Below are 25,500 nucleotides of genomic sequence, written 5' to 3'. Positions count from 1 at the left end.
TTCCGCCTGAGTCGTCGACCCGCAGTCATGCCCCCTGATGCCGTCATGCCCCGGCTTAACCGGGGCATCCATCCCGCCGCGCGTGCCGCGCCGGATGTGAAGAGCCGGACGAGCCGAGAGATGGATCCCCGGTCAAGCCGGGGGGTGACGGGGCTCGGGATGGGGACTCTGGGCCGCAAGCGGGTGGGCCTCAAAAAGAAGGCCGACGGCGGCAGGCGCGCAGCCCCAATCTCATTCGGTCCGACTAAGCGCCGCAGACTTGCCACCAACGCCGTCATGCCCCGGCTTGACCGGGGCATCCATCCCGCCGCTCGTGCCGCGCCGGAGGTGAAGATCCGGACGCGCCGAGAGATGGATCCCCCGGTCAAGCCGAGGGATGACGGCCGTGCAAGCCAGTGAGACGCGGTCGAGCCGGCCTCCAAACGAAAAGAGGCGGCCGGAGCCGCCTCTTTCTGAGGGTTGAACGATGCCGGTCAGGCCTTTACCAGCGGCAGCTTCGGGACCGGGCTGCCGGAGCGCCCGCCGCCGGCGGGGCCGGAGCGCGGACCGGACTTCGGTCCGCCCTTCGGGCCCTTGCCCTTGGTGGGGCGCGAGGCCTTGGACACCGGCTTGCGCCGCTTGGCCGGCGCCGGGACGATCTTTTCCGGCTTCGGCGTGACGGGTCCTTCGGGGAATTCGAAGCCGAGCTTCGATTCCTTGCCTTCGCCCTCCACCACCACGCGGACGTGCCCGCCGTTCTTGAGCGCGCCGAACAGCACCAGGTCCGCCAGCGGCGTCTTGATGTATTCCTGGATCACCCGGGCCATGGGCCGGGCGCCCATCTGCTCGTCGTAGCCGCGATCCACCAGCCAGGTGCTCGCGTCGTCGGACAGTTCGATGGTGACGTTGCGGTCCGCCAGCTGGGCCTCCAGCTGGAGCACGAACTTCTCCACCACCTGGGTGATGACCTCGGTGGGCAGGTGGCCGAACGGGATCACCGCATCGAGACGGTTGCGGAACTCCGGCGCGAAGGTCCGGTTGATGGCCTCCGAATCGTCGCCCTCGCGCTTGGTGCGGGTGAAGCCGTAGGCCGGCTTCGCCAGATCCGCCGCGCCCGCATTCGTGGTCATGATGAGGATCACGTTGCGGAAGTCGATCTGCTTGCCGTTGTGGTCGGTCAGCTTCCCGTGGTCCATCACCTGCAGGAGGATGTTGAACAGGTCCGGGTGGGCCTTCTCGATCTCGTCCAGCAGCAGCACGCAGTGCGGGTTCTGATCGACGCCGTCGGTCAGGAGGCCGCCCTGGTCGAAGCCCACATAGCCGGGAGGCGCGCCGATGAGGCGGCTCACGGTATGGCGCTCCATGTATTCCGACATGTCGAAGCGCAGCAGCTGCACGCCGAGGATGGAGGCGAGCTGCTTGGCCACCTCGGTCTTGCCGACGCCCGTGGGGCCGGAGAACAGGTAGCAGCCGATGGGCTTCTCCGGCTCGCGCAGGCCGGCGCGGGCCAGCTTGATGGAGGCGGACAACGCCTCGATGGCCTTGTCCTGGCCGTAGACCACCCGCTTCAGGGTCGTCTGCAGATTGGCCAGCACCTCGGCATCGTCCTTGGACACGGTCTTCGGGGGAATCCGCGCCATGGTGGCGATGGTGGCCTCGATCTCCTTGAGCCCGATGGTCTTCTTGCGCCGGGCCTCGGGCAGCAGCATCTGGGCCGCGCCGGACTCGTCGATCACATCGATCGCCTTGTCGGGCAGCTTGCGGTCATGGATGTAGCGGGCCGACAGCTCCACCGCCGCCTTGATGGCGTCGTTGGTGTAGCGCAGCTTGTGGTAGTCCTCGAAATAGGGCTTCAGGCCCTTCAGGATCTCGATGGCGTCGGGCACGGTGGGCTCGGCCACGTCGATCTTCTGGAAGCGGCGCACCAGGGCGCGGTCCTTCTCGAAATACTGCCGGTATTCCTTGTAGGTGGTCGAGCCCATGCAGCGCAGGGTGCCGGAGGCCAGCGCCGGCTTCAGCAGGTTGGACGCATCCATGGCGCCGCCCGAGGTCGCACCGGCACCGATGACCGTGTGGATCTCGTCGATGAACATGATCGCGTTGGGATAGGCCTCGATCTCCTTCACCACCTGCTTGAGGCGCTCCTCGAAGTCGCCGCGATAGCGGGTGCCGGCGAGCAGCGCGCCCATGTCGAGGGCGAAGACGGTGGCGGTCGCGAGCACCTCCGGCACGTCGCCGTCATTGATGCGCTTAGCGAGGCCTTCCGCGATGGCGGTCTTGCCGACGCCCGGATCGCCCACGAACAGCGGGTTGTTCTTTTGCCGGCGGCACAGCACCTGAATGGTGCGGGTGATCTCGGCGTCACGGCCGATGAGCGGATCGATCTTGCCCTCGTGCGCCTTCTTGTTGAGGTTCACGCAATAGGCATCGAGCGCGTCAGCCTTCTTCTTGCTGTCGTCGCCGGACTTGGTCTCGGTCTCCTCGTCGGCGCCGCGCACAGGGCGGCTCTCCGACATGCCGGAGCGCTTGGCGATGCCGTGGGAGATGTAGTTCACCGCGTCGTACCGCGTCATGTCCTGCTCCTGCAGGAAATAGGCGGCATGGCTCTCGCGCTCGGCGAAGATGGCGACGAGCACGTTGGCGCCGGTCACCTCCTCGCGGCCCGAGGACTGCACGTGGATGACAGCGCGCTGGATGACGCGCTGGAAGCCGGCGGTGGGCTTGGAATCGTCGGAGCCAGACTGGACAAGATTCTCCAGCTCGGTGTCGACATATTCGATGAGATTGCGGCGGAGCTTCTCCATGTCGACGTTGCAGGCCCGCATGACGGCCGCGGCGTCCTGGTCGTCGACCAGGGAGAGAAGCAGATGCTCGAGAGTCGCGTACTCGTGGTGGCGTTCGTTCGCGAGGGCCAGAGCGCGGTGGAGCGACTGTTCGAGGCTGCGAGAGAATGTAGGCATCGACACCTCTTTCGCGCGTCGCCCCCGGCCTTTGGAAACTCCTCCGGCTTGGGGAGCGCGTGCACCATTCACACAAACTTCGTACTGGATGCCGCAGTGCGCAAGTCCCTCGATGGCGCGAAAGCGTTTTCCGCCGCACATCGAATCCGCTTGACGACAGCGCTACGCCGCACAGACCGGCGCTTCGGCCGGTGCCGTTCAGCGATCACTTTTTTCAAGGCGAGGAATTGCTGGAGCCGCGCGGCTCACTTCTTTTCCATCACGCACTGCAGCGGATGCTGGTGCTTGCGGGCGAAGTCCATCACCTGCGTCACCTTGGTCTCGGCAACCTCGTAGGTGAAAACGCCGCACTCGCCCACGCCGTGGTGATGCACGTGGAGCATAATGCGGTTGGCCTCGTCCCGGTTCTTGTTGAAGAACCGTTCCAGCACGTGCACCACGAACTCCATCGGCGTGTAGTCGTCGTTCAGCAGCAGCACGCGATAGAGGCTCGGCCGCTTGGTCTGCGGCTTGGTGCGCGTGATGACCGCCGTGCCCGGTCCGTCGCCCCTGCGGGGCGGCTCGCTGCCGGCCATCGCGACAGCCGGACGACCGGAAATGGAAACCTGCTTCATGTTCGTTCGCGCCCTGTCCCGCTCTCCGGCTCTGGCACGGAGCTTCGGCGCAGCCCCCTGAGGCTGGCAATCATAGGAAAGTCGGCGCTCGCGCGCCAGTACCGCCGCGGAACCAGCCGCCCCCGGCCGATGCGCCGGCCGGCTTCATGTCGGCACGCAGGCGGCGGAGCGCAAGGGCACTGCCCCCCGGGCGCTTCGTGCGGATGGAAAAGCTGCGGACCCGGCCGTCCGCCAGAACGACAAAAGCCCGGCACAGGCCGGGCTTTCGGGGGGTACGCCTTGGAGCCGGGGCAGGTTGCCGCAGGCGAATGCGCCGGGGTGGGACGCAGTACGAACCCCGGCGCTGCACCGCGAGGCTATGACGCCTCGGCGGATCGCTGAACCGGAGGCCTCAGCGGGCGAACTTGCCGAAGGACGACTCGAACGGCTTGTAGGTCTCCTTGGCCAGCTCGGTGTAGAGCTCGCCGAGCTTGGTGGCCTGAGCGACGGCGCCCTCGTAGGCGGTCTTCAGGTAGCTCTGCTGGATCTCGATGGCCTGCTCGAGGGTCTTGGCGCCGAGAAGCTTCTCGAGAGCCGCAGTGCCCTGCTCGAACGAGGTCTTGGTGTAGTCGGCGATTTCCACCGCGATCGCCTGGGCGCTCTTGGAGAGCGTACCGAAGCTCTTCATTGCGGCTTCAATGTTGTCCTTGCTGAGCTTCTGCAGCTCTTCAGCGTTCTGTACCATGGGAGTCCCCTTTTTCGCGCCAGCCATCGCGCCGGCGTTGCGTCGAGTGGATTATGCCTCCGCTCAACTGTGGATATTATGCACTGCACAACGGAAGTCAAGCGAAAATGGTGCACCGCACAATATGGCAGACCCGCCCGGTTTACGCCTTGGTAACTCCGCGTTTTTAGGGTCAGCACTCGGTCACTTTCCTCATGCCCTCGAATGCGACGCACAAGCCTCCCTCAAGGCTCGTGCGTCAGACGGATGCGGGAATTGGATGTCGTCTGCGACCTGCGACACGGGACTCAAGTTCATGCGTAATGCGCCGGCTGGCCTGCCACTCGCCTCGAAAGCCCTTGCGGCTGTTGTGATCGCAGCCTTCTCCCTCAGCACGTCCATGGCCGAGGCCAAGCCGCGCAAGAAGACGCAGGTGGAGCGCTCCAGCAAGGCCAAGCCGCGGTCCGCTTCCAGCACCACAACGGCCTCGGATACCGACGGTTCCCGCTGGCGCTACGGTTCGGCCGCTATCATCGTCGACGCCAATACGGGCAAGGTCCTGTACGAGGAGAATGCCGATGCCCTGCGGCATCCTGCCTCGGTCACCAAGATCATGACGCTCTATCTGCTGTTCGAGCAGCTGGAAGCCGGCAACTTCAAGCTCGACAGCAAGCTCGACGTTTCGGCCAAGGCCGCCTCCCAGCAGCCCTCGAAACTGGACGTGAAGCCCGGCGCGACCATCGAGGTGGAAGACGCCATCAAGGCGCTGGTCACCCGCTCGGCCAATGACGTGGCCGTCGTCATCGCAGAAAATGTCGCCGGGTCGGAATCCGCCTTCGCCGAAGCCATGACCGAGAAGGCCCGCGCTCTCGGCATGAGCCGCACGGTGTTCCGCAACGCCTCCGGCCTGCCCAACCCGAACCAGGTCACCACCGCCCGCGACCTCTCCGTGCTGGGCCGCGCGATCCAGGATCGCTTTCCCAAATATTACAAGTATTTCTCCACCCGCACCTTCTATTACCGCGGTCAGGCCATCGGCAATCACAACCGTCTGCTCGGCCGCATCGAGGGCGTCGACGGCATCAAAACCGGCTACACCCAGGCCTCCGGCTTCAATCTCGTCACCTCCATCAAGCGCGACGGGCGCTATCTGGTGGGCGTGGTGCTGGGCGGCTCCAGCGGCGGCTCGCGCGATGCCCGCATGACCAGCCTCATCACCCAGAACCTCAACGTGGCCTATGCGGGCGGCCGGACCGCCCCCAAGGTGACCGAAGTCGCCGATGCGGCCTTCGCCATCGGCAAGCCAGGCACCTTCGCCGCCCCCCTGCCCGTCGTGGCGGCGCGCGACGAGGTGCAGCCCCATGCGGTGGCGCCCCTGCCGAAGCCCCAGGCGGCGGAATTTGCGCCCGAGCCGGCCTCCACCGCCTCCGTGAACACCCGCGCCGCGGTCGCGACCGCGGCGGTCAAGCCGGGCTCGGCCGAGCCGATCAAGCCGGTGGCGGTCAAGACCGTCGCGATCCAGAAGCCGACCCAGGCGGCTGTCGCTGCCGCCCCAGCCCCTGCGGCACCGGCAGCGCCCATCGTCGTGGCGCCGGCCACCGTGGGGCCCACCACCACCGCTTTCACCTCCACCCCCGCCGGCGTGCTGGGCTATCTCGGCCCCTCCGGCCTCGCCCTCTCCCCCGCCGCGGCTGCCGCGCAGGCCGCGGCCCAGGGGCAGGTCCGCCGTCCCCAGGTCAGCTCTGCGAAGGAAGGCGTGCAGGTCGCCTCCACCCAGCCGGTCGCCTATCCGATGCCTGAGGCGCGGGCGCCGAGCGCCAAGGACGGTTCCCGTCTCGGCGCAGCTTCCGCCCCGAGCGCCTCGGAGCAGGCGCTGCGCGCCGCCCGCATCGCCGCCATGGAGCCCGACGACGCCTATGCCAAGGCGGTGCGTTCGGCGGCCCAATCTCCCGCGCACCCGTCCTCCGCCGCCCAGGCCGCCGCAGGTCGAGCCCCGGTGGTCCACGCTGCGGCGGCCCCCAAGGTGGTGCCGGCGCCCGAGCCGGCCGTGGCCCAGCCGGTCCGCGCCGCCTCCCTCGTGCCCGTCGCGGCACCGCAGCGCGCGGCTGCACCCGCTCCCGTGCGCTCGGGATGGGGCATCCAGGTCGGCGCCTTCGATGTGGAGCGCGATGCCAAGTCCCGCCTCGACACCGCCCAGAGCCGCGCCCGCGCGGTCCTCGGCAGCGCCGAGCCCTACACCGAGAAGGTGGTGAAGGGCTCCACCGAGCTCTACCGCGCCCGGTTCACCGGTCTCGATGAAAAGTCGGCAAAGGAAGCCTGCCGTTTACTCAAGCGTAACGACTTCGACTGCATCACTATCAGGAATTGAAGTCGTGCATGAGAATCAGCGATGCTTGCGCAAGATCACATCCTTGGCTCGGTTGATCCTCGCCGCGAGATAACTGGACCCGCCATGATCGGGGTGGAGCTTCTTCATCAGGGAGCGGTGGGCCGTGCGAACGGCCTCGGGGTCCGCGCCATGGTCAAGGCCCAGGACCTGATAGGCCTCCTCCTCCGACATCGCAGCGTCGCTCCTGCTCTGGGCGCCGCCCCCCATGTTCCCCGCACCCGCGTGTCCCTGTGCGTTTTCACGCCAGGCGGGCGCCCGGCGGTCGAGATAAGCTTCGAGTAAGGCCAGGGACTGCGCGTCGCATTGCGGGCGCAGTGCCAGCAGCGCCGGAACGTCGAGCGCCTCCAAGCGTGAACCTGCAAGGGGACCGGCCAGGACGGCGCCGGTCATGTCGCCGGTGGCGTGGTCGAGCTCCATCTCGATGAGCGCCGTGCGCACACGCGAAGTCTTCGGTGCCGCGCTGCGTTTGCGGAACAGCCCCCCGAGATATCCTCCCACCCCCTGCGGATCGAGCCGGCCCAGCAGCCCGATGCCCGCCACCGCCAGCGGAATCGCCAGGGTGATCCGCCCCATGGCGAGCGCCCCCGCCGCGCCGAGCAGAGCTCCATAGGCCAGTCCGCGCATGAACATGGCGATGAGCGTCTTCGGGTCGGCCTTGGTCCAGACCTTGAGGCCGTAAAGGCCGATGCCCAGAAGCAGCACGCCGGCGATGAGGCTGATCACGAAAGGCTCCTGAACGGCAACCGCACGCTGCGGCCGCAAGAAGAGATGGGGTGGAGCGGTGACGGCGCTGGCGCCGTGCCTCAGCCACCCATGGCGGAGATCAGGCGCCGCGCGCCCGCGTCCCGCCGCGCCGTCAGGGCCACGCGGCCGCCGGCAGCGTAGGCGGCCACGGCGGCCAGCAACTGGCGCAATTCGTCCGGCGCCCGCGCATCGAACCGGCACCATGCCCCGCCGGTGACGGCGGCGAGCCCGCGGAAGACGTCTTCCACCCGCGCGTCGTGCCCCTCCTGGAACATGAACAGCCGCACGCCGCGCAGCGCCAGCTGGCCGGCGGCCTCCTTGAGCTCGGCGGCATCCTCCTCCACCGCGTCGCCAACGAAGATCGCAGCCTTCAGCCCGGTGCGCTCCGCCTCGCGCGACAGGTGGGCCAAGACGCGGCGGATCTGGGTGAGGCCGCCCTCGCAGGAGATCTTTCGCATGAGCCGGCCCAAGGTGGCCGCGTCCTTCACGAAGAGCGAGGCGCGGCACTCGTCGCTGCCGCGGTAATAGACGATCTGGATATCCAGCCCGCCATGAGCCGCCGCGGCCGCGAACATGTCCGCTTGGATATCGCAGGCGAGACTCCAAGTGGCCTGGCGGGAGCCGGTGGCATCGAGCGCGAAGGCGAGGCGGCCCTGGCCGTCGGCGGCGCGGGCGGGCGGCATGGCGCGGGCGGCAGCGAGAAAACGCTCCACCTCCGCGCCGCCGCTGACCGGGACGCCGGCACTCTCCCGCGCTCCGGGTGTCAGTCGGGTATTTTGGGCCTCAGTCTGCCTGTCGTCCGTCTTTGCCATGGGGCCTCTCGCTCTTCACACATAAGGCTCAAGCGGGGTCGAACCAAGGGGGAGGGCACAGCGCCCGTGCCCTACGCCTTCGGATGCGGCCTTCAGATGCGGTCTGCACATGCGGGTTGAAGCGCAGGGGGCGAGGGCCTATCTCCCTCCCCCCAAGCAGCCCGCGAGGGCCAACGGGTGGGGTTGGGACGATGGCAACGATGCCGAAGGTAGTGGGACGCGTGCGCGAACTGAGGGCCGCGGTGGCCGGCTTCCGGGCGGAAGGTGCACGCGTGGCGCTGGTGCCGACCATGGGCGCCCTGCACGAGGGTCATGTGACGCTGGCGGAGCGGGCGCGCGAACTGGCCCAGCGCACGGTGGTGTCGGTGTTCGTCAATCCGACGCAGTTCGCGCCCCATGAGGATTTCGAGCAATATCCCCGGCACCTGGCCGAGGACCTCGACAAGCTCGCGGCAGTAGGCATCGACCTCGTCTATGCGCCGACCCAGACCGAGATGTATCCGGCGGGCTTTGCCACGCGCGTGGCAGTGGGCGGCCCCTCGGAAGGGCTCGAGAGCGATTTCCGGCCGCACTTCTTCGGCGGCGTCGCGACCGTGGTGAGCAAGCTCTTCATCCAGGTCGCACCGGACTACGCTTTGTTCGGCGAGAAGGACTATCAGCAGCTGAAGGTGGTGACGCGGATGGCGCGCGATCTGGACCTTGGCGTCGAGGTGGTGCCGGTAGCCACCGTTCGCGACGAGGACGGGCTCGCCCTTTCCTCCCGCAACGCTTATCTGGACGAGGAGCAGCGCGAGATCGCGCCGGTGATCTACCGGGCGCTCACCCGCGCCGCCGACGCCATCCGCTCGGGCACGGCCCCGGAGGCGGCCATCGCCACCGCGTCCGGCATGATTTCCGAGCTTGGCCTCAGGGTCGACTATGTGGCGGCGCGCAACGCCGAGACGCTCGCGCCGCTCAAGGATGCCAAGGAGCCGATCCGCCTCCTCGCCGCCGCATGGCTGGGCGAGACGCGGCTCATCGACAACGTCCCGGTCTGACGATCCGGGACTAGACGGCGCCCATGTAGCTCGCGGCGAATCCCAGTGCCACCAGGGCGATGCCCACGCCCAGCACCACAAGGATGCGGCCGGAGGCGACGCCCTGGCGGGCCTGGGCGGCGGGCTTGACCGGCGCGCCGTCCACGGTGCGCCCGTCGGGACCGTGAAACTCGCGGTCCTGGATGGCTTCGTTTGCGTCCTGCATCACGTTCTCCTGATCTGATGTCGGTAGGAGAACGCGCCGGCCCCCCGGCGGGTTTCGTAAAGTTCAGCCGGCTTGAGAGGCTGCCCGGAGGCTGGCGAAGGCCTGGTCGATGTCCGCCTTCAGATCCGCCATGTCCTCCAGGCCGATATGCAGGCGCACCGCCGGCCCTTCCGCCTGCCACTTGGTGGCGGTGCGATAGGCGGAGCAGTCGAAGGGAATGGCCAGGCTCTCGTATCCGCCCCACGAATAGCCCATGCCGAACAGCTTGAGCGCATCGAAGAAGGCGGCCACGGCCGCCGGCGGCACCGGCTTGAGGATGATGCTGAAGAGCCCGGAGGCGCCGCAGAAGTCGCGTTTCCAGATGGCGTGGCCGGGATCGGACGGCAGCGCGGGATGCATCACGCGCGACACTTCCGGCCGGGCCGCGAGCCATTGGGCCATCTCCAGCGCCGCCTGCTGGTGGTGGGCGAGCCGCACCGCCATGGTGCGCAGGCCCCGGGCCGCGAGCGCGACATCGTCGGGGCCGACGGTGATGCCGAGCAGGCCGCAGGTGGCGTGCACCTTCTTCCACGCCTCGCCCACGGCCGAGATGGTGCCGATGCTCACGTCGGCATGGCCGCAGATGTATTTCGTGCCGGCCTGGATCGAGACGTCCACCCCCAAGGCGTGGGGCTTGAAGAACAGGGGCGTCGCCCACGTATTGTCGATGAGGGTCAAGATGCCCCGCGCCTTCGCCACCGCGACGATGGCCGGCACGTCCTGCATCTCGAAGCTCTGGGATCCCGGCGCCTCAAGGAAGATCGCCCGGGTGTTGGGCCGGATCAGCCCCTCGATGCCTTCGCCCAACAGCGGGTCGTAATAGGTGGTCTCGACCCCGAGACGGGCCAGCAACCCGTCGCAGAAGTTCCGGGTGGGGCGATAGACCGTGTCGACCATCAGCAGATGGTCGCCGCTGACCAGCAGCGCGAGCAGCGCCGTGGTGACGGCGGAAAGGCCGGAGGGCGTGATCGCGACGCCGTCGCCGCCCTCCAGGGCCTTGAGCGCGGTCTGCAGGCTCTCGCTGGTGGGATTGCCATGCCGGCCGTAGGTGTAGCGGGCGCGGTGGTGGATGAGGTCGTCATAATTGGCGTAGAGCACGGTCGAGCCGCGCACCACCGGCGTATTCACGAATCCGTCGAACCGGCGCGGATCGCGCCCGGAATGGACGATTTTGGTCGCCGGCCTCAGCCCGCCGTTCGCTCCGGCGTCGTCCTCGTGCCCGTCCGCCATGCATATCTCCTGTGGTCACGGTGCCCTGCGACCTGCCGGGCGCTATTGACCGCTCCGCTGTGAGGGGTTGTGATGGGCGGGATAGACGTCCTTGGCCTTCCCGTCGAGCCGTGTCATGCCGCACTGCGGTAAGTAGGCTTGGGATGGCGGGCGCGTCATCGCAAAAAAGGAACCTTCCGTGAAACGCATCCTCTTCGCAGCAGCAGGACTTCTGTCGCTGGCCGGCGCCGTGCAGGCCGCGACTCTTGACGACGTGAAGGCGAGAGGCGCGCTCAACTGCGGCGTGACGCAGGGCTTGCCCGGCTTCTCGAGCCCCAACGACAAGAACGAGTGGAGCGGGCTCGACGTGGACTTCTGCCGCGCCATCGCGGCGGCGATCTTCAACGATCCCTCCAAGGTGAAGTTCACCCCCCTCTCCGCCAAGGACCGCTTCACCGCGCTCACCTCCGGCGCCATCGACGTCCTGTCGCGAAACACCACCTGGACCATGTCGCGCGACACCACCCTGGGCTTCAACTTCGCGGGCGTCATGTATTATGACGGCCAGGGCTTCCTCATCCGCAAGTCGGTTGGGCTGAAGTCCGCCAAGGAGCTGCAGGAAGCCTCCATCTGCGTGCAGACGGGCACCTCCAACGAGCTCAACGTCGGCGACTATTTCCGCGCCAACAACATGAAGTATCGCGAGGTCATCGCCTTCGCGACCCTCGACGAGACGGTGAAGGCCTACGAATCGGGCCGCTGCGACGTGTTCACCTCGGACAAGTCCCAGCTCGCCGCGGTGCGCCTCAAGCTCACCAATCCGGCCGACCACGTCCTTCTGCCCGAGACCATCTCCAAGGAGCCCCTCGGCCCGCTGGTGCGCCACGGCGACGACCAATGGTTCGATCTCGTGCGGTGGACCTACTTCGCGCTGCTGAACTCGGAAGAGCTCGGCATCACCCAGAAGAACGTCGATGAGCAGGTGAAGTCCGAAAATCCGGACGTGAAGCGCCTTCTCGGCACCGATGGCAAGTATGGCGAGGGCATCGGCCTGACCCCGGACTGGGCGGTGCGCATCCTCAAGGCCACCGGCAATTACGGCGAGATCTACGATCGCAACGTCGGCCCCTCCACCCCCCTCGGCATCGAGCGCGGGCTGAACAACCTGTGGACCAAGGGCGGCATCCAATACGGCCCGCCCGTGCGCTGATCGCCCGAGGCATTCGCGTAACCAATAAAGGCGGCGGACGCGGGGCAAGCCCCGCGCCCTCCACCTCCAGAACACGGGGCCAAAGGCGCCGAACCTTTTCGGGGGCTACATGACTGACGTTCGCCTTTCCGGGCCTCCGCGACGCGAACGTCGCCGCTGGTCCTGGACGGATCCCAAGCTCAGATCCCAAGTGATCCAGATCGTTCTGGCACTGATCCTCGTCTGGCTGTTGTGGTCGTTCTACGCCAACGCCTCCGCCAACCTCGCCCGCCTCGGCATCGCCTCCGGCTTCGGCTTCCTCGACAACCGCGCCGGCTTCGCCATCAGCCAGACGCTGGTGCCCTACAACGAATCCATGAGCTACGGCCGCGCCTTCCTGGTCGGGCTGCTCAATACGCTGCTGGTGGCCTTCCTCGGCGTGATCTTCGCCACCCTGATCGGCTTCGTGATGGGCGTGGCGCGCCTCTCCAAGAACGTGGTCATCAAGGCGCTGGCCTCCGCTTATGTGGAGATCACCCGCAATCTGCCGCCCCTGTTCCAGATCCTGTTCTGGTATCTCGCCGTGCTCGCGGCCCTGCCCGGACCGCGCCAGAGCTGGGGCTTCGGCCTCCAGCCGATCTTCGGCGCCATCGGCTCGGGCCTCTCCGCGATCGGCCTCGGCGTCCTTGGCGGGCCCATCTCCGGGTTTGCCGCCGGGCTCGGCGCGCCGAGCGTGTTCGTCAACAACCGCGGACTGGTGCTGCCGCGCCCCATCTTCGAGGACGGCTCCATGGCCATCCTCTACGCTTTGATTGCGGCGCTCATCATCAGCTTCGTGCTGGCGCGCTGGGCGAAGAAGCGGCGCGAGGCCACCGGCCAGTTCTTCCCCGTGTTCTGGGCCACCCTCGGCCTCGTCATCGTGCTGCCGCTGGTCGCCTATCTTGCCGCCGGCTCGCCGGTAACGGTGGAAAAGCCCGAGCTGCGGGGCTTCAACTTCGTCGGCGGGCTGCGCGTCATCCCCGAGTTCGTGTCGCTGCTCCTCGCCCTCTCCATCTATACGGGCGGGTTCATCGCCGAGATCGTGCGCTCGGGCATCCTCGCGGTGTCCAAGGGCCAGTCCGAGGCCGCCCACTCCCTCGGCCTGAGGACGGGGCCGACGCTGCGCCTCGTGGTCATCCCACAGGCCATGCGGGTGATCGTGCCGCCCCTTACCAGCCAGTATCTCAACCTCACCAAGAACTCGTCCCTCGGCGTGGCGGTGGGCTACCCTGACCTGTTCGCGGTCTTCGCCGGCACCACCCTCAACCAGACTGGCCAGGCCATCGAGATCATCGCCGTGACCATGGCGGTCTACCTCACCATCTCCCTCGTCACCTCCGGCATCATGGGCTGGTACAACAAGCGCGTCGCGCTGGTGGAGCGGTGAGATGACGGATACGACCGCCCCCCTCCCCACCGGCCGCATGGCGCCCGTCACGCCCTTCGTCGCCTCGGTGTTCCGCGATCCCGAACCGGCCCCGGTCACGGCCCGCGGACCGGTGCGCTGGGCACGCGAGCACCTGTTCGGCTCGGTGCCGCAGGTGCTGCTCACCCTGTTCGGCGTCTTCCTGCTCTATGTCACCATCCCGCCGCTGGTGCAGTTCTTCCTCATCGACGCGGTGTGGACCGGCACCAATCGCGACGCCTGCCTCGCCGAGAAGATCGGCCGCCCGGTCGGCGCCTGCTGGCCCTTCATCTGGGCCAAGCTCGACCAGCTGATCTACGGCTTCTATCCGGCCAGCGAGCGCTGGCGGGTCAACACCGTCTATTGGATGGGCGCGCTGCTTCTGCTGCCGCTGCTCATCCAGAGCCTGCCTTATAAGCGGCTCAACGCCATCCTCTTCTTCGGCGTCTATCCGGTGGTGGCCTTCGTGCTGCTCACCGGCGGCAATCTCGACCTCCAGCGATTCTTCCTCGGCTGGCTGGGCGTGAACTTCTCCGCCATCGGCGGTCCCCAGGGCATCCGCGCCGGCTTCTGGCTCGACTACGCCTTGTCGACGATGCTGCTCACCTCCATCGCCTATGGCATCTCCCGCTTCCTCGCCGGACCCGAGGGCGGCCGCTCGGCGGCCCGCACCACCCTGAGCGTGCTCGGCGTGCTGGCGCTGGTGCTGCTGGCGGTGGACATCGACACCGGCCTGCCGCAGGTGGAGACGCGTCTGTGGGGCGGCCTTCTGGTGACGCTGGTCATCGCCGTCACCGGCATCACCGTGTCCCTGCCCTTCGGCATCCTCCTGGCGCTCGGGCGGCGGTCCAGCCTGCCGCTGGTGAAGTGGCTCTGCATCATCTTCATCGAGTTCTGGCGCGGCGTGCCGCTCATCACGGTGCTGTTCTTCGCCACCTACATGCTGCCGCTGTTCATGCCAGGCCGCTTCACCATCGACGGGCTGCTCCGCGCGCTGGTGGGCGTGGCGCTTTTCGCCTCGGCCTACATGGCGGAAGTGGTGCGCGGCGGCCTCCAGGCCATCCCCAAGGGCCAGTATGAGGGCGCCATGGCGGTGGGCCTGCGAAGCTCGCTGATGATGCGCCTCGTCGTCCTGCCGCAGGCGCTGAAGCTGGTGATCCCCGGCATCGTCAACAACTTCATCGGCCTGTTCAAGGACACGACGCTGGTCTTGATCGTCTCGATCTTCGACCTGCTCGGCTCCATGCGCGCCGCCTTCACCGACCCCAACTGGGCGTCGCCGACCACGCTGTTCACCGGCTTCGGCTTTGCCGGCCTCATCTATTTCGTCTTCTGCTTCGGCATGTCCCGCTACTCGATGGCGCTGGAAAAGCGTCTCGACCGGGCGCACAGGCACTGAAAGGGATACATCCGTGAGCGCAGATCCCATCATCGCCGCCGACGAGGCCTCCGCCCCCAAGATCGCCGTCGAGATGACCGGCGTGAACAAGTGGTACGGCGACTTCCATGTGCTGCGCGACGTGAACCTCACGGTCGAGCGCGGCGAGCGCGTCGTCATCTGCGGGCCGTCGGGCTCGGGCAAGTCCACCCTCATCCGCTGCATCAACCGGCTGGAGGAGCACCAGAAGGGCCGCATCGTGGTGGACGGCATCGAGCTCACCGACGATCTGAAACGCATCGACGAGGTCCGCCGCGAGGTGGGCATGTGCTTCCAGCACTTCAACCTGTTCCCGCACCTCACCATCCTGGAGAACTGCACCCTCGCCCCCATGTGGGTGCGCAAGATGCCGAAGAAGGAGGCCGAGGAACTGGCGATGCATTTCCTCGAGAAGGTGAAGATTCCGCACCAGGCGCAGAAGTACCCCGGCCAGCTTTCCGGCGGCCAGCAGCAGCGCGTCGCCATCGCCCGCGCCCTCTGCATGCGCCCGCGCATCATGCTGTTCGACGAGCCCACCTCCGCCCTCGACCCGGAGATGGTGAAGGAGGTGCTCGACACCATGGTGAGCCTCGCCCAGGACGGCATGACCATGCTGTGCGTGACCCACGAGATGGGCTTTGCGCGTCAGGTGGCGAACCGGGTGATCTTCATGGATGCCGGCCAGATCGTGGAGATGAACGAGCCCAACGCCTTCTTCTCCAACCCGCAGCACGAGCGCACCAAGCTGTTCCTCAGCCAGATCCTGCACTGAGGGGGCGGCCGGCTCTGCGCGGCCCGCCATCCGCTCCCACCCCCTCTCCCGCCGTCGCCCTCTGCCGCCCCTCTCCGCCGTCACCCTCCGGCTCGACCGGAGGGTCCATCTTTCCACCCGCTCAAACACGGGGAGAGCGCGACGGGCGGCGCCATGGGTCCTCCGGTCAAGCCGGAGGACGACAGCGTGGCGAGAGCGGTGGGACACGCGCGGGCGAGCGAGCGCTTTCTTCGTCGCCCTCCGGCTTGACCGGAGGGCCCATCCCTCCACCCGCTCAAACGCGGGGAAGAGTGGGACCCGAGGCGCCATGGGTCCTCCGGTCAAGCCGGAGGACGACGATCGGGAGGCACGGAGGAAGAGGGGCGCGGGCTGAGGGAGGGACGTTGGGCAACGGGATCGACTGCCCCAGGACCCGCCGCTCCGTCGTCCAGCCCCGCTACGTGACCGCCCGCGCGGCGCGGCGTTCGCGCAGGGCGAACTGCAGGTTGCGGATGTAGATGAAGGTGGAGAGCGCCTGGCCGGCGATGAACACCGGGTCCTTGCGGTAGAGCGCGTAGACCAGCAGCAGCGTGCCGCCGCCCAGCGAGAAGGTCCAGAACGCGAAGGGAATGACCGAGCGCTGCGCCCGCTCGCTGGCGATCCACTGCACCACGAACCGCATGGTGAACATGAACTGCGCGACCAGCCCCAGCAGCACCCACCAGTCGAACTGGTCGATGAAGACCTCGTGCAGGTAGGTGCCGATCTCCGACAGATAATAGATCATCAGCCGCGCTCCACCACCTGCGGCACGCGCCGGCGCCGGACCAGCCAGAACACCCCGAACAGATCGGCGATGCCCACCCAGAGGCGGTTCCAGAAGCCGTATTTGGAGACGCCATGCCAGCGCTCCCGGTCCACCACCTGCACGGTGCGGATCTCATAGCCCTCGCGGCGCACCAGCGCCGCCATGAAGCGGTGCAGGCCGTCGAACACCGGCAGGCGCAGATGCACCTCGCGCCGCACCGCCTTCAGGCCGCACCCGGTGTCCCGCGTGCCGTCATTGAGCAGCCCGCCGCGGATGCGGTTGGCAAGGCGCGACTGGAAGCGCTTGAAGCGCGTGTCCTTGCGGCCCTGCCGCTCGCCCTGCACCATCCCGACCGTGGGACCGCCGTCGTCCAGCGCCTTCACCATGGCCGGCAGATAGGCGGGGTTGTTCTGGCCGTCGCCGTCCAGCAGCAGCAGGATGTCGCCCACCGCGGCCCGCGCCCCGGTATCGACGCCCGCCGACTTCCCGCAGGATTTGGCGTGCACCAGAATGCGCAGATAGGGCCGCGTCGCAGCCGCACGGCGCAGGTTGGCGAGGGTCGCGTCGGTGGAGCCGTCGTCCACGAAGATCAGCTCGTAGGGCTCGAAGGAGAGCGCCTGATCGAGCTCGTCGATCAGCGGCAGCACGTTGTCCGCCTCATCCTTGACGGCGATGACCACCGACAGCCGGGGGGCTGCGGCGGCGTTGGAAATGGGGGAAGTCACTGTCTCGCCTCTTCGGCTGGAACGGCGGTGCTGCTGGGTGGGGCGGGCAGGAGGGCAGCGGGCAGAAGGCGGCCGAGCCGGCCCGCCGACGGGCCGGCCATGGGAATGACCGCCCCGTGTGCATCTACCGCGAACACGAGGCGGCGGGCGGCGAAGACCTTCACCATCCACAGGGAGAAGGCGGTGCCAAGGAAGGCGCCGGCCACCACGTCGCTCGGATAATGCGAGCCGAGGACCACCCGCGTCGCCGCCACCGGCACGGCCAAAAGCAGCAGGATGGTCCGCGCCCGCGGAAACAGCGCCGCAAACGCGACAGCGCAGGCGAAGGTGGTGGTGGCGTGGCCCGACGGGAAGGACGCGAAGCTCGACTTCCAGATGAAGAAGTCGAACGTCAGCTCCGGGTTGGGCCCGCGCATCATGAAGGCCGCATGGGGCCGTGGCCGGCCGAGCGCGTGCTTGATGATGGCGACGCCGAGCCCGATGGGCGCGATGGCGAGGAAGAGGAAGCCGAGCCGCGCGGCGACGCTCGCCGCGATCTGGCGGCTCACGGTGTCGCCCACCCGCGTCATCACCAGTGCATAGGCGAGGGAGAGGCCGAGCGGCCACAGCACCACGCCGCTGAAGCCGAGGTCGGTGATGCGCTCGCAGAAGATGATGAGCCACGCCGGCATCTTCAGCCGCAGGCCCGGCACCATGGGATCCACCAGAAGCATCAGCGCCACCACCAGCCCCACGGTGAGGGCGGCGAAGGCAAGTGCCTCCCAGGTGCCAAGGAAGCCGATGCGGGGCCGCGGCACACCGATGCGCCGGCGCCGCAGATAGACGAGCGCGTCGGCGATGGACTGCAGCAGCAGGCGCACGCTTTCTCCCGCCTGTCGCAGGACCTCGGCGGCCCGCGGCCCGGCGTCAGGTCCCCCGGGCGGCGTCACTGGGGGGCCTCGTCGGAGCGGAACACCGTGATGGATGTGGGGCGCCCGCCGTTATAGGTGAAGCCGGCGATGGTGGCGACGGCGTGATACTTCAACCCCAGAGCCGCCGCATGCTTCTCGAAGGCTGGGGTGAAGCGCTCGTCGAGGAAGGCCAGCGCGCAGCCGCCCTTCTTCAGCAGCGCCGCGGCCTCGTTGGGCAGGCCGTAATTGATCTGCGTCCCCACGAGGAACACCAGGCTCGGCTCCTGATAGGGGAAGGAGGCCACATTGGCCGCCGGGCAGCCCTGCTCCTTGACCACCGCTGCGAGGCGCTCGGAAATCCACAGGGCGCGCATCTGCGGCAGCATCACCTGCCAGACGGCGAGATAGAGCACGAGAGATCCGGCGAGCGCCGTGAGGAAGGCGCCTTCCATGCCGATCCGGGGAAAGGCGCGCGCCGCCCACCACAGAATGACGATGGCGAGCACCAGCAGCGGCCAGGCGGCGAGCCCGAACCCGCTGCCGAGATAGAGGTAGGCCGCCCCGAGCCCGATGGACAGGACGATGGCGAGCACCGGCCACAGCCAGACCAGCGCGGCGAGGCGGCTGCCGGCCTTCGCCAGGGCGCCGCGCTCCAGCGCCAGAGCGGAGAGGATGGCGAGGGCGGGATAGAGCGGCAGCACATAGTGCGGCAGCTTGGTCACGGCGATCTCGAAGGCGAGCCAGCTCGGCACCAGCCAGCACAGCAGGAAGCGGACCGCCGGCTCGCGCCGGTTGCGCCACGCAAACGGGGCGGCCATGGCGGCGAGCACAATGGAGGGCCAGAAAGTGCCCCAGACGGCAAGGAAATAGGTGCCCGGCGGCCCCCAGTGGCCTTCGGCGCCCTCCGCCACCTTGCCCAGCATGTCGACGCCGACCGCGTGCTGATAGAAGGCGCCGTTTGTCACGTAATAGATGGCGACGAACCAGGGCAGAACGAGCAGCAGGCACCACGGCAGGCCGAGCAGCGGCTTCAGCGGCCGCATGAAGCCGGCCGAGCGTTCCACCACCACGAGCGCTGCGATGGTGAGGCCGACGAACAGCGGCGCCATGGGCCCCTTCACCAGGATGCCGGCGGCGAGGGAGGTCCAGAAGATGAAGCCGAGGGGGAGATCGCCCTGCCGCTCGCCGGCCGGGCGCATATAGGCCCGCGCCAGCGCGCCCATGGAGCCGAGGATGGTGAAGAGCAGCACCGCGTCGGTCTTGGCGAGGCGTGCCTCGACCCCGAGCAGCACGCAGCCCGCCATCATCAGCCCGGCCAGCAGCGCGCCGCGGCGCGAGACGAAGACCAGCGCCGTCCAATAGGTGAGAAGCACCGCGCCGACGGCGGCAAAGAGCGATGGCAGGCGATAGAGCCAGATGGAGCCATGCGCCGAGGGACCGATCACCGCCTCTCCGGCCTTCACGCTGGCGGCCTGGAGCCAGTAGATGCCTACCGGCTTCTTGTGCCGGGCCTGGGTGTGGAAGCGGATGTCCACGTAATTGCCGCTCTCAAGCATCTGCTTGGTGGCCTGAGCGAAGCGGGCCTCGTCGCGGTCGATGGGCGAGAGCTGGAAGAAGCCTGGCAGGAAGGCGAGGAACGCCACCACCACGAGCAAGAGGATGGCGCGGCCATGGCGCGCCGACGCCCCGTCGAAGACATGCGCGAGGCGCGCCGGCAGGTCGAGGTCGAACGCCCGCCGCTTGTCGGACGCGGGCTCAGAGATGGCCATGCTTGTGTTTGGATCCGCTCGAATTGGGCGCGGACAATAGCAGAAACGCCCGTGCCGAAAAGGGCCGGACAAAGGGCGTAGGCAGACGCCCCCGGCCGGCGCGGACCAGATGGCGGTCAAACGCGGCGAACGAAAGGCAGGGCGGGACAACCAGCCTTCGCGCGGGCACCGGCCGGCTATTTGGTGAGGATAAGCTTGTTCTGGGCCGTAAGGCGCAGCTGGTAGGTGTGCTCGCCATGGGTGATGGTGACGAGCCGCCCGGCCGCGAAAAGGTCGCGGCTGTCGAGCTGCGCATCCATCATCGGAATGCTGCGACAGGTCGCATCCGCCGGCCGGAAGGTCCAGTCCTCACCCACCTCCGCGCCGCGCAGCTGGGCACCCCTGTGTTCGTGCCTGCTCATTTGAACCGCTCCAGATTTCGCATAGTCCGCCGACCTCGGTGACGCTGGCGGGTCCACTTTAGAAGCATTCAATACTCGAATACCATCATCCAAACCTTGAGTAATACATGCGGGCATCGAGATCAATCCCTTGCGGACGATCACGATGTCACGGCGCATGCGTTCGCGCGCACCGGCGCGCTCGAAACGCGCCTGCGTTGCAGATGCTCAGGTCTGAGGGATCGGGCCGCAGGCGCGGCCGCCGGGGCTAGGCCTCAGAAGGCCTTGAAGGTGATGATGGTCAGCGTGTCCTGGATGCCGGGGATCGTCTGGACCTGCTGATTCACGAAGTGGCCGATGTCGGTTTCGGGGTCCACATAGAACTTCACCAGAAGGTCGAACTCGCCCGCGGTGGAATAGATCTCCGAAGCGATCTCCGCATTGGCGAGGGCGTCGGCCACCTCGTAGGACTTGCCGAGCTGGCACTTGATCTGGACGAAGAAGGGAACCACGGCACGCTCCGCTGGCGGCAGGCCAATGGCCTCCGCATCAGGGCCCGAAGGGGGACCCGGCGGGGCCAAGGTGGACAAAACCGGCGGGACTGGCAAGGGTTGCCGCTCGCCGAGGCGGAGGCATCCAGTCCCATGTCGCGTTCCATTGCGTCGAGTTCCGATTCAGGCCTTCCGGTCGCGGCGCCGCCCATCCCCATCGCCCTGACAATTGCCGGGTCGGATTCCAGCGGCGGCGCCGGCATCCAGGCGGACCTCAAGACCTTTTCCGCCCTCGGCGTGTACGGCGCCAGCGTCATCACAGCCCTCACCGCCCAGAACACCCGCGGCGTCAGCGCCATCCACGACGTGCCGGACGATTTCATCGCCGCCCAGATGGATGCGGTCTTCGCCGACCTCGCCGTGAAGGCGGTGAAGATCGGCATGTTGTCGCGTCCCGGCGCCATCTCCACGGTGGCCGAGGGGCTGGACCGCCACAAGGCCCGCCCGGTGGTGCTGGATCCGGTGATGGTGGCGGCCTCCGGTTCCCGCCTCCTCACCGACGATTCGCTCGCGAGCCTCAAGGCGCTCCTCATCCCGGCGGCGGACCTCATCACCCCCAACCTGCCCGAGGCCGCCGCGCTGCTCGGCACCGAGCCGGCATCCGGCGAGGACGACATGCGCCGCCAGGGCGAGGCACTGCTTGCCCTCGGCGCCCGTGCGGTGCTGATGAAGGGCGGCCATGGCGAGGGACCTGAAAGCCTCGACCTCCTGGTGACACCATCCGGGACGACCCGCTTTTCCGCGCCGCGCCATCCCACCCGCAACACCCACGGTACCGGCTGCACCCTTTCCTCGGCGATCGCGTCCGGGCTCGCGCTGGGGCTGGATCTCACCGAGGCGGTGCGAGAGGCGAAGGCCTATATCACCGGCGCCATCGCGGCGGCCGACCTACTCCACGTCGGCGCGGGGCACGGCCCGGTGCACCATTTCTTCCGCCTGTGGGGTCGATAGGCGAAAATACCGCCCTTTCGGGAGCCGCTTGGCGGCGGCCTATTCCCTCCGTGCAAGCGGGGCGATATCGTCCGCCAGAGCGAACAGGCGTTCGATAGGAAGGATCGCTGGGTATGGCAGTCAAGGACCGCGGCGGCAGTTCCCTCGAAACCGGCGCCCAGGCGATCACCGGCCAGCTGGGCAAGACCATCCAGCGCCTGCGCAAAGCCTATAATCTCTCGCTCTCCGACCTCGCCGAGCAGTCGGGCGTCGCGAAATCCATCATCAGCCAGATCGAGCGCAACGAGACCAACCCCACCCTCGCCACGGTTTGGCGGCTGTCGCAGGCCCTCGACATGTCGGTGGAGCGGGTGCTCGCCTCCTCCGACGACGCGCCATTCGTGGAGAAGCTCTCGCGCGCCGACACGCCGATCCTCGTCTCCGAGGACGGGCTGATGCGCCTGTCCATCATCGGATGGATCAAGACGGTGGAGTGGCTGCAATATTACGATCTGGAAGCGGCCGCCGGAGGGGAGCTCGATTCCGACGGGCACCAGCGCGGTGCCGTGGAATGCCTCACCGTCATTTCCGGCACGCTGGAGGTGGACGTGGGCGGCATCGTGGAAACCGTCCGCGAAGGCGAGACGGTGCGTTACCGCTGCGACCGCCGCCACGTCATCCGCAACCGCGGCGAGGCGCCGGCCCGGGCCTTCATGGTGTGCCTGCTGAAGGCGGCCGTGCTTGAGTGACGGCCGGACCCCACGCGGGGTGCGGGAGGGGTAGCCCTCCCGCCGTCCGCCTCACTCGTCGGTCAGCGGGCCGAGGATGAGCATCTCCAGCTTCACCCAATTGGCGAGCTGGGCGTAGGTCAGCTTCTCCGCCTTGAGGTCCCAGTTGACTTCCGAGCGGGTCGGGCCGACGCACTGGTCCTTGCCGCCCTCGCCCTTCACCCTTTTGCAGGCGTCCTCGCTGTCGTTGTAGTAGACCCGCCCGTACAGGCCCGGCTTGGACTGGTCGGCGGCGGAAAAGAAGGCATCCGACTGGGCCTGCGCCTGCCCGCCGTCGAAGAAGGACTGGTCGGTATTCACCGCCTGCTCGTTCCAGCGCAGGTTGTATTCGTAATAGCCGGTATAGGGCCGCTTCTTGCCAGCCTTGTCGGTGAAGGTGTTCTCTTCCTCGACGAAGCGGATCGAGCCGGAGACCCGGTCGGTGAAGGAGCGGTCGGCCACCGTGTAAGTGAAGGTGACGCCGTTGGCATCGGTCAGCCAGTTGCCGAGTTCGTAGTCATAGTCGAGATTGCCCGACACCCGCGTCTCCGGCAGGAAGGAGAACGGGCCGGCGGCGAGCTGGGTGCGCTCGAAGCGCAGCGGGTCCGGGTTCTTCACCTGGATGGACACCAACTTGCCGTCCACCACGCGCGAATAGATCTTGGTGGCTTCCTTCTGCGCCTTGCGGAACTGCTCGCCCACCTCCCACCAGCGCGTCACGTTGCGGCCCTGGATGGACCCGCCGAAGGCGGAAGAGGTCTGGTTGCCCTTCACCACATCGATGCGCAGGCGGCCGGCATCGGGATTGTAGCGGCCGTTGGCGTCGATCTGCAGATCGCCCCGCATGATGGCCACCTCCCGCGCGATCTGCGACGGGTTGGAGGGGTTCATGACATCGAACTTCACCGAATAGACCAGGCTCTTGCCGGGGGTGCGCTGCACCGAGCCCTTCAGGATCATGAGGTCGGCCACGGAGAGATCGGAAATCTCGTAGAGATCGGTGCCGCTGGAGGAGCGCATGGAGCGGGAGTTGTAATCCACCGTCATGGCGCCAGTGAGCTTCGCCTTGTCGGCGGGAATTTCCTTCAGGGCCGGGCTCTGCTGGGCGAGCGCGGTGCTCGCCGCCAGAAGGCCCGCCGCGCAGGCAAGCGTGGCCGGCACGATGCGAATGGTCATCTCGGTCTCCCCTTCAGCGCCTCCGGCCGCAGCGCGGAGGCGAAATGCGCCGGCACCATGACGGAGCTTTCCTGAACGGCAGATGACGGAAAGCCGGTGGCCAAAGGTGGGCTAGAGCAGGCCCAGGTCGCGCAGCTCCCGGCTCAGGGCTTCGGGAAGGCCGGCGGCACCGGCGTCCGCGCCGAGATCGCGCGGCGCCTCCTTGGCGGCGAGATAGCGCCAGCCCTGGAACGGCCGCGACGGGCGCGGCTCCACCCGCACCACATCGGGATCGAGCACGAGGCCGCAGCGCCGCACGCCCTCTGCGTCCACGAAGGTGCGCAGGTCGAGGAGCTTCTGGCGCGCCGCCACCTCGCCCTTGATGACCCAATAGAGCGAGCCGCCGTCGAGCAGGTCGGCGCTGCGTGTGGGCACCATGCGGGTGACGTGTACCTGCTCGAAGGCGACGCCGGACTTGCGCGCGGCGGCGGCGCGGCCGGCGATCCACGCTTCCAGCTCGGCGATGGAAGTCGCCCCGACGCACAGCTTGAGGAGATGGAGCGCCATGCCGCGGCGGGAGCTACTGCGCTTCCGTCGGTGCCGCGCCCTCGCCGGAGGGTTCGCTGTCGGCGGCGGGCGGGGGGGCGCTCGGGGGCGCGGGCTGCGGCCGCGGACGGGGCGTTGCGGGACGCGAAGGCGCGGGATTGGCTGCGGGCGCGGCGGGCGGCGCCTGCACCGTCGGGGTGCGGGGCGGACGCGCCGGCGGCAGCGGGGCGGGCGGGGGCGGCTCGCTCTCTTCCACCGGAAGGTTGGCGGTGGGTGCGGCAGGCGGCACGGCCGCATGGGGGGCGGGGGCGCCGTCGGGCTGGCCGACGGAGAAGCCGAACGGCCCGGTGCGCGGCGGCGGCGCATTCAGGCTGCCGCGGTTGCGGGCGTTGCGGTCCCAGATGGGCGTATACTTGGCCACCAGCGCTTGGTAGCGGCCCTCGTTCATGTTGGCGAGGATGCGCGTCGGATCACCGAAAATGGCGGCCTGCGGGCAATAGGTGGCGGTGCAGCCGGAGAAATCCACCAGCGCCGAGGCCACCAGACCATATGGGTCCTGCTCCAGCGGGCGGCGCCAGGCGATGATGCGCTCGGTGAGATAGTCGGCCTTGCGGCGGCGGACGAACTCGAACGCATCCTCCACCAGCGCCATGCGGGCGCGCATCAGCGCCCGGCCGGCGGCCACCGTGTCGGGTCGCTCGAACAGCAGCACCTCGCAGACCGCGGTCAGCGCGGTATCGGCGACGAGACAGCCGAGGCCCGGCGACTGGGCCGCCGCGGCGTCCAACCCCGCCGCCCGAGCCTCCAGCGCCCGAGCCTCGGAAATGCCGGCGGCGATGATGATCTGCTTCAGCATGGCGCTGCCGACGGCGAGACCGCCCAGGAGGATGCCGATCAGCACCAGCACGGTGAGCGGGTTCTCGTTCGGCTCGGAGCGCACGAACAGGAGGAAGACGAAGACCGCGCCGATCACCAGCGACGCCAGCACCACCCAGCCGGGGACGTCGAAATTGGTGTTTACGATCCCAAGGACACGGTCGATCCATTCCATGACGGCGTCCTCCGCGACGCATTCTCTACTTCGCGCCGGGGCAAGGCCCGGCGCGCGGCCGGCTCCCGGTCCGCAACGAGGTGGGAAGGCCGGCATCCGGGGCGCGGATCATCATCCGGGCCGAACAGCAAGGCAACGCGGCGCACCCGCGCGCCGGCCATGGTAGAGACATTCCCCGGCTGCACCAGCGATCGCGCCATCGCGCGCGACCCCATCCACCGCAGATCCTGCGGCTCAGCGGGCGTGCAGCAGCGAGGGCTCGAACCCCCCGTAGAGATAGACGATGGCGACGGCGACCAGAAACACGGCGAGCGCCGTGCGCGCGACGCCCCAGCAGGAGCGGCGGTGAGAATAGCCTGGGCTGAGATTCATGATGGGATTGCGGCTCTTTCGACGGTGCCCCCGCGGGCCGACGCGCGTCCCGCAACGCACAATG

General features: G+C 68.0%; 25 protein-coding genes. 8 read left to right on the top strand and 17 right to left on the bottom strand.

Features of this window, described 5'->3' with window-relative positions:
- Window positions 1-473: 473 nt before the first annotated feature.
- The 3 genes from clpA to ABLE93_RS06390 form a co-directional block, all read right to left on the bottom strand.
- Window positions 474-2,939: an ATP-dependent Clp protease ATP-binding subunit ClpA gene (gene clpA / locus ABLE93_RS06400; protein WP_348838757.1), complete on the bottom strand. Its 2,466-nt coding sequence runs from the start codon at window positions 2,937-2,939 to the stop codon at window positions 474-476.
- A gap of 245 nt (window positions 2,940-3,184) precedes the next feature.
- Window positions 3,185-3,553 carry an ATP-dependent Clp protease adapter ClpS gene (gene clpS / locus ABLE93_RS06395; RefSeq protein WP_510182981.1) on the bottom strand — a complete coding sequence of 123 codons (369 nt, stop codon included), beginning with the start codon at window positions 3,551-3,553 and terminating at the stop codon, window positions 3,185-3,187.
- Between the two features lie 391 nt (window positions 3,554-3,944).
- Window positions 3,945-4,277 (bottom strand): phasin family protein, encoded by a 333-nt coding sequence (locus ABLE93_RS06390; protein ID WP_348838755.1) that lies wholly within the window; start codon window positions 4,275-4,277, stop codon window positions 3,945-3,947.
- Between the two features lie 259 nt (window positions 4,278-4,536).
- Here ABLE93_RS06390 and ABLE93_RS06385 point away from each other — a divergent pair, with 259 nt between their 5' ends.
- Window positions 4,537-6,624: a D-alanyl-D-alanine carboxypeptidase family protein gene (locus ABLE93_RS06385; RefSeq protein ID WP_348838754.1), complete on the top strand. Its 2,088-nt coding sequence runs from the start codon at window positions 4,537-4,539 to the stop codon at window positions 6,622-6,624.
- A gap of 15 nt (window positions 6,625-6,639) precedes the next feature.
- On the opposite strand, the gene ABLE93_RS06380 is transcribed toward ABLE93_RS06385, so the two are convergent.
- Window positions 6,640-7,368: a DnaJ domain-containing protein gene (locus tag ABLE93_RS06380; protein WP_348838751.1), complete on the bottom strand. Its 729-nt coding sequence runs from the start codon at window positions 7,366-7,368 to the stop codon at window positions 6,640-6,642.
- An 80-nt stretch (window positions 7,369-7,448) separates the two neighbouring features.
- A complete protein-coding gene (locus ABLE93_RS06375) occupies window positions 7,449-8,201 on the bottom strand; it encodes a VWA domain-containing protein (RefSeq protein ID WP_348838749.1) in 753 nt (250 codons plus the stop codon).
- A gap of 191 nt (window positions 8,202-8,392) precedes the next feature.
- On the opposite strand from ABLE93_RS06375, the gene panC reads away from it, so the two are divergent.
- Window positions 8,393-9,238 (top strand): pantoate--beta-alanine ligase, encoded by an 846-nt coding sequence (gene panC / locus ABLE93_RS06370; RefSeq protein WP_348838747.1) that lies wholly within the window; start codon window positions 8,393-8,395, stop codon window positions 9,236-9,238.
- A 10-nt stretch (window positions 9,239-9,248) separates the two neighbouring features.
- On the opposite strand, the gene ABLE93_RS06365 is transcribed toward panC, so the two are convergent.
- Together ABLE93_RS06365 and metC are read right to left on the bottom strand one after the other, a co-directional pair.
- Window positions 9,249-9,443, bottom strand: a complete 195-nt coding sequence (locus ABLE93_RS06365; RefSeq protein ID WP_348838745.1) for a hypothetical protein — start codon at window positions 9,441-9,443, stop codon at window positions 9,249-9,251.
- A gap of 63 nt (window positions 9,444-9,506) precedes the next feature.
- Window positions 9,507-10,712: a cystathionine beta-lyase gene (gene metC / locus ABLE93_RS06360; RefSeq protein ID WP_348838744.1), complete on the bottom strand. Its 1,206-nt coding sequence runs from the start codon at window positions 10,710-10,712 to the stop codon at window positions 9,507-9,509.
- 178 nt (window positions 10,713-10,890) lie between these two features.
- On the opposite strand from metC, the gene ABLE93_RS06355 reads away from it, so the two are divergent.
- The 4 genes from ABLE93_RS06355 (at window position 10,891) to ABLE93_RS06340 (ending at window position 15,513) form a co-directional block, all read left to right on the top strand.
- Window positions 10,891-11,901 carry an amino acid ABC transporter substrate-binding protein gene (locus ABLE93_RS06355; protein ID WP_348838743.1) on the top strand — a complete coding sequence of 337 codons (1,011 nt, stop codon included), beginning with the start codon at window positions 10,891-10,893 and terminating at the stop codon, window positions 11,899-11,901.
- A 109-nt stretch (window positions 11,902-12,010) separates the two neighbouring features.
- Window positions 12,011-13,306, top strand: a complete 1,296-nt coding sequence (locus ABLE93_RS06350) for an amino acid ABC transporter permease (RefSeq protein WP_348838741.1) — start codon at window positions 12,011-12,013, stop codon at window positions 13,304-13,306.
- A gap of 1 nt (window position 13,307) precedes the next feature.
- Window positions 13,308-14,723 carry an amino acid ABC transporter permease gene (locus ABLE93_RS06345; protein WP_348838740.1) on the top strand — a complete coding sequence of 472 codons (1,416 nt, stop codon included), beginning with the start codon at window positions 13,308-13,310 and terminating at the stop codon, window positions 14,721-14,723.
- Between the two features lie 73 nt (window positions 14,724-14,796).
- Window positions 14,797-15,513 (top strand): amino acid ABC transporter ATP-binding protein, encoded by a 717-nt coding sequence (locus tag ABLE93_RS06340; protein WP_348839334.1) that lies wholly within the window; start codon window positions 14,797-14,799, stop codon window positions 15,511-15,513.
- Window positions 15,514-15,949: 436 nt separating this feature from the next.
- Here the strand turns inward: ABLE93_RS06340 and ABLE93_RS06335 are convergent, their stop codons facing one another.
- The 6 genes from ABLE93_RS06335 to ABLE93_RS06310 all read right to left on the bottom strand — a co-directional run bounded on the left by ABLE93_RS06335 (window position 15,950) and on the right by ABLE93_RS06310 (window position 20,576).
- Window positions 15,950-16,279 carry a lipid-A-disaccharide synthase N-terminal domain-containing protein gene (locus ABLE93_RS06335; protein ID WP_348838738.1) on the bottom strand — a complete coding sequence of 110 codons (330 nt, stop codon included), beginning with the start codon at window positions 16,277-16,279 and terminating at the stop codon, window positions 15,950-15,952.
- Window positions 16,279-17,025: a glycosyltransferase gene (locus ABLE93_RS06330; protein ID WP_348838737.1), complete on the bottom strand. Its 747-nt coding sequence runs from the start codon at window positions 17,023-17,025 to the stop codon at window positions 16,279-16,281. The genes ABLE93_RS06335 and ABLE93_RS06330 overlap by 1 nt, the downstream gene beginning before the upstream one ends.
- Entirely contained in the window at window positions 17,022-17,885 is an 864-nt protein-coding gene (locus ABLE93_RS06325; protein ID WP_348838735.1) for a phosphatase PAP2 family protein, read from the bottom strand. The genes ABLE93_RS06330 and ABLE93_RS06325 overlap by 4 nt, the downstream gene beginning before the upstream one ends.
- A gap of 65 nt (window positions 17,886-17,950) precedes the next feature.
- On the bottom strand, window positions 17,951-19,684 hold the full coding sequence (locus ABLE93_RS06320) for an ArnT family glycosyltransferase (RefSeq protein ID WP_348838733.1): 1,734 nt from the start codon (window positions 19,682-19,684) through the stop codon (window positions 17,951-17,953).
- A gap of 176 nt (window positions 19,685-19,860) precedes the next feature.
- Window positions 19,861-20,085 carry a hemin uptake protein HemP gene (hemP, locus tag ABLE93_RS06315; RefSeq protein ID WP_348838731.1) on the bottom strand — a complete coding sequence of 75 codons (225 nt, stop codon included), beginning with the start codon at window positions 20,083-20,085 and terminating at the stop codon, window positions 19,861-19,863.
- A gap of 254 nt (window positions 20,086-20,339) precedes the next feature.
- A complete protein-coding gene (locus tag ABLE93_RS06310; RefSeq protein ID WP_348838729.1) occupies window positions 20,340-20,576 on the bottom strand; it encodes an Lrp/AsnC ligand binding domain-containing protein in 237 nt (78 codons plus the stop codon).
- A gap of 132 nt (window positions 20,577-20,708) precedes the next feature.
- Between ABLE93_RS06310 and thiD the strand changes: the two genes are divergently transcribed.
- Window positions 20,709-21,566, top strand: a complete 858-nt coding sequence (thiD, locus tag ABLE93_RS06305) for a bifunctional hydroxymethylpyrimidine kinase/phosphomethylpyrimidine kinase (protein WP_348838728.1) — start codon at window positions 20,709-20,711, stop codon at window positions 21,564-21,566.
- Between the two features lie 113 nt (window positions 21,567-21,679).
- Entirely contained in the window at window positions 21,680-22,294 is a 615-nt protein-coding gene (locus tag ABLE93_RS06300) for a helix-turn-helix domain-containing protein (RefSeq protein ID WP_348838726.1), read from the top strand.
- A 51-nt stretch (window positions 22,295-22,345) separates the two neighbouring features.
- On the opposite strand, the gene ABLE93_RS06295 is transcribed toward ABLE93_RS06300, so the two are convergent.
- The 4 genes from ABLE93_RS06295 to ABLE93_RS06280 all read right to left on the bottom strand — a co-directional run bounded on the left by ABLE93_RS06295 (window position 22,346) and on the right by ABLE93_RS06280 (window position 25,436).
- Window positions 22,346-23,488 carry a hypothetical protein gene (locus ABLE93_RS06295; RefSeq protein ID WP_348838723.1) on the bottom strand — a complete coding sequence of 381 codons (1,143 nt, stop codon included), beginning with the start codon at window positions 23,486-23,488 and terminating at the stop codon, window positions 22,346-22,348.
- Between the two features lie 111 nt (window positions 23,489-23,599).
- Window positions 23,600-24,034 carry a DUF1489 family protein gene (locus ABLE93_RS06290; protein WP_348838721.1) on the bottom strand — a complete coding sequence of 145 codons (435 nt, stop codon included), beginning with the start codon at window positions 24,032-24,034 and terminating at the stop codon, window positions 23,600-23,602.
- A 13-nt stretch (window positions 24,035-24,047) separates the two neighbouring features.
- Window positions 24,048-25,064, bottom strand: a complete 1,017-nt coding sequence (locus ABLE93_RS06285; RefSeq protein WP_348838720.1) for a hypothetical protein — start codon at window positions 25,062-25,064, stop codon at window positions 24,048-24,050.
- 234 nt (window positions 25,065-25,298) lie between these two features.
- Window positions 25,299-25,436, bottom strand: a complete 138-nt coding sequence (locus tag ABLE93_RS06280; RefSeq protein WP_348838718.1) for a hypothetical protein — start codon at window positions 25,434-25,436, stop codon at window positions 25,299-25,301.
- Window positions 25,437-25,500 lie beyond the last annotated feature (64 nt).

The organism is Xanthobacter pollutisoli, from assembly GCF_040044995.1.
In the GTDB taxonomy this organism is placed as follows: domain Bacteria; phylum Pseudomonadota; class Alphaproteobacteria; order Rhizobiales; family Xanthobacteraceae; genus Xanthobacter.
This window is presented reverse-complemented; position numbering and strand designations above follow the sequence as displayed.

Bases quoted from the DNA above. Each gene is read 5' to 3' on its own strand.
- clpA (WP_348838757.1), bottom strand. From the start codon at position 2,939: ATGCCTACATTCTCTCGCAGCCTCGAACAGTCGCTCCACCGCGCTCTG.
- clpS (WP_510182981.1), bottom strand. From the start codon at position 3,553: ATGAAGCAGGTTTCCATTTCCGGTCGTCCGGCTGTCGCGATGGCCGGC.
- ABLE93_RS06390 (WP_348838755.1), bottom strand. From the start codon at position 4,277: ATGGTACAGAACGCTGAAGAGCTGCAGAAGCTCAGCAAGGACAACATT.
- ABLE93_RS06385 (WP_348838754.1), top strand. From the start codon at position 4,537: ATGTCGTCTGCGACCTGCGACACGGGACTCAAGTTCATGCGTAATGCG.
- ABLE93_RS06375 (WP_348838749.1), bottom strand. From the start codon at position 8,201: ATGGCAAAGACGGACGACAGGCAGACTGAGGCCCAAAATACCCGACTG.
- panC (WP_348838747.1), top strand. From the start codon at position 8,393: ATGGCAACGATGCCGAAGGTAGTGGGACGCGTGCGCGAACTGAGGGCC.
- ABLE93_RS06365 (WP_348838745.1), bottom strand. From the start codon at position 9,443: ATGCAGGACGCAAACGAAGCCATCCAGGACCGCGAGTTTCACGGTCCC.
- metC (WP_348838744.1), bottom strand. From the start codon at position 10,712: ATGGCGGACGGGCACGAGGACGACGCCGGAGCGAACGGCGGGCTGAGG.
- ABLE93_RS06350 (WP_348838741.1), top strand. From the start codon at position 12,011: ATGACTGACGTTCGCCTTTCCGGGCCTCCGCGACGCGAACGTCGCCGC.
- ABLE93_RS06345 (WP_348838740.1), top strand. From the start codon at position 13,308: ATGACGGATACGACCGCCCCCCTCCCCACCGGCCGCATGGCGCCCGTC.
- ABLE93_RS06340 (WP_348839334.1), top strand. From the start codon at position 14,797: ATGACCGGCGTGAACAAGTGGTACGGCGACTTCCATGTGCTGCGCGAC.
- ABLE93_RS06335 (WP_348838738.1), bottom strand. From the start codon at position 16,279: ATGATCTATTATCTGTCGGAGATCGGCACCTACCTGCACGAGGTCTTC.
- ABLE93_RS06320 (WP_348838733.1), bottom strand. From the start codon at position 19,684: ATGGCCATCTCTGAGCCCGCGTCCGACAAGCGGCGGGCGTTCGACCTC.
- hemP (WP_348838731.1), bottom strand. From the start codon at position 20,085: ATGAGCAGGCACGAACACAGGGGTGCCCAGCTGCGCGGCGCGGAGGTG.
- thiD (WP_348838728.1), top strand. From the start codon at position 20,709: ATGTCGCGTTCCATTGCGTCGAGTTCCGATTCAGGCCTTCCGGTCGCG.
- ABLE93_RS06300 (WP_348838726.1), top strand. From the start codon at position 21,680: ATGGCAGTCAAGGACCGCGGCGGCAGTTCCCTCGAAACCGGCGCCCAG.
- ABLE93_RS06295 (WP_348838723.1), bottom strand. From the start codon at position 23,488: ATGACCATTCGCATCGTGCCGGCCACGCTTGCCTGCGCGGCGGGCCTT.
- ABLE93_RS06290 (WP_348838721.1), bottom strand. From the start codon at position 24,034: ATGGCGCTCCATCTCCTCAAGCTGTGCGTCGGGGCGACTTCCATCGCC.
- ABLE93_RS06285 (WP_348838720.1), bottom strand. From the start codon at position 25,064: ATGGAATGGATCGACCGTGTCCTTGGGATCGTAAACACCAATTTCGAC.
- ABLE93_RS06280 (WP_348838718.1), bottom strand. From the start codon at position 25,436: ATGAATCTCAGCCCAGGCTATTCTCACCGCCGCTCCTGCTGGGGCGTC.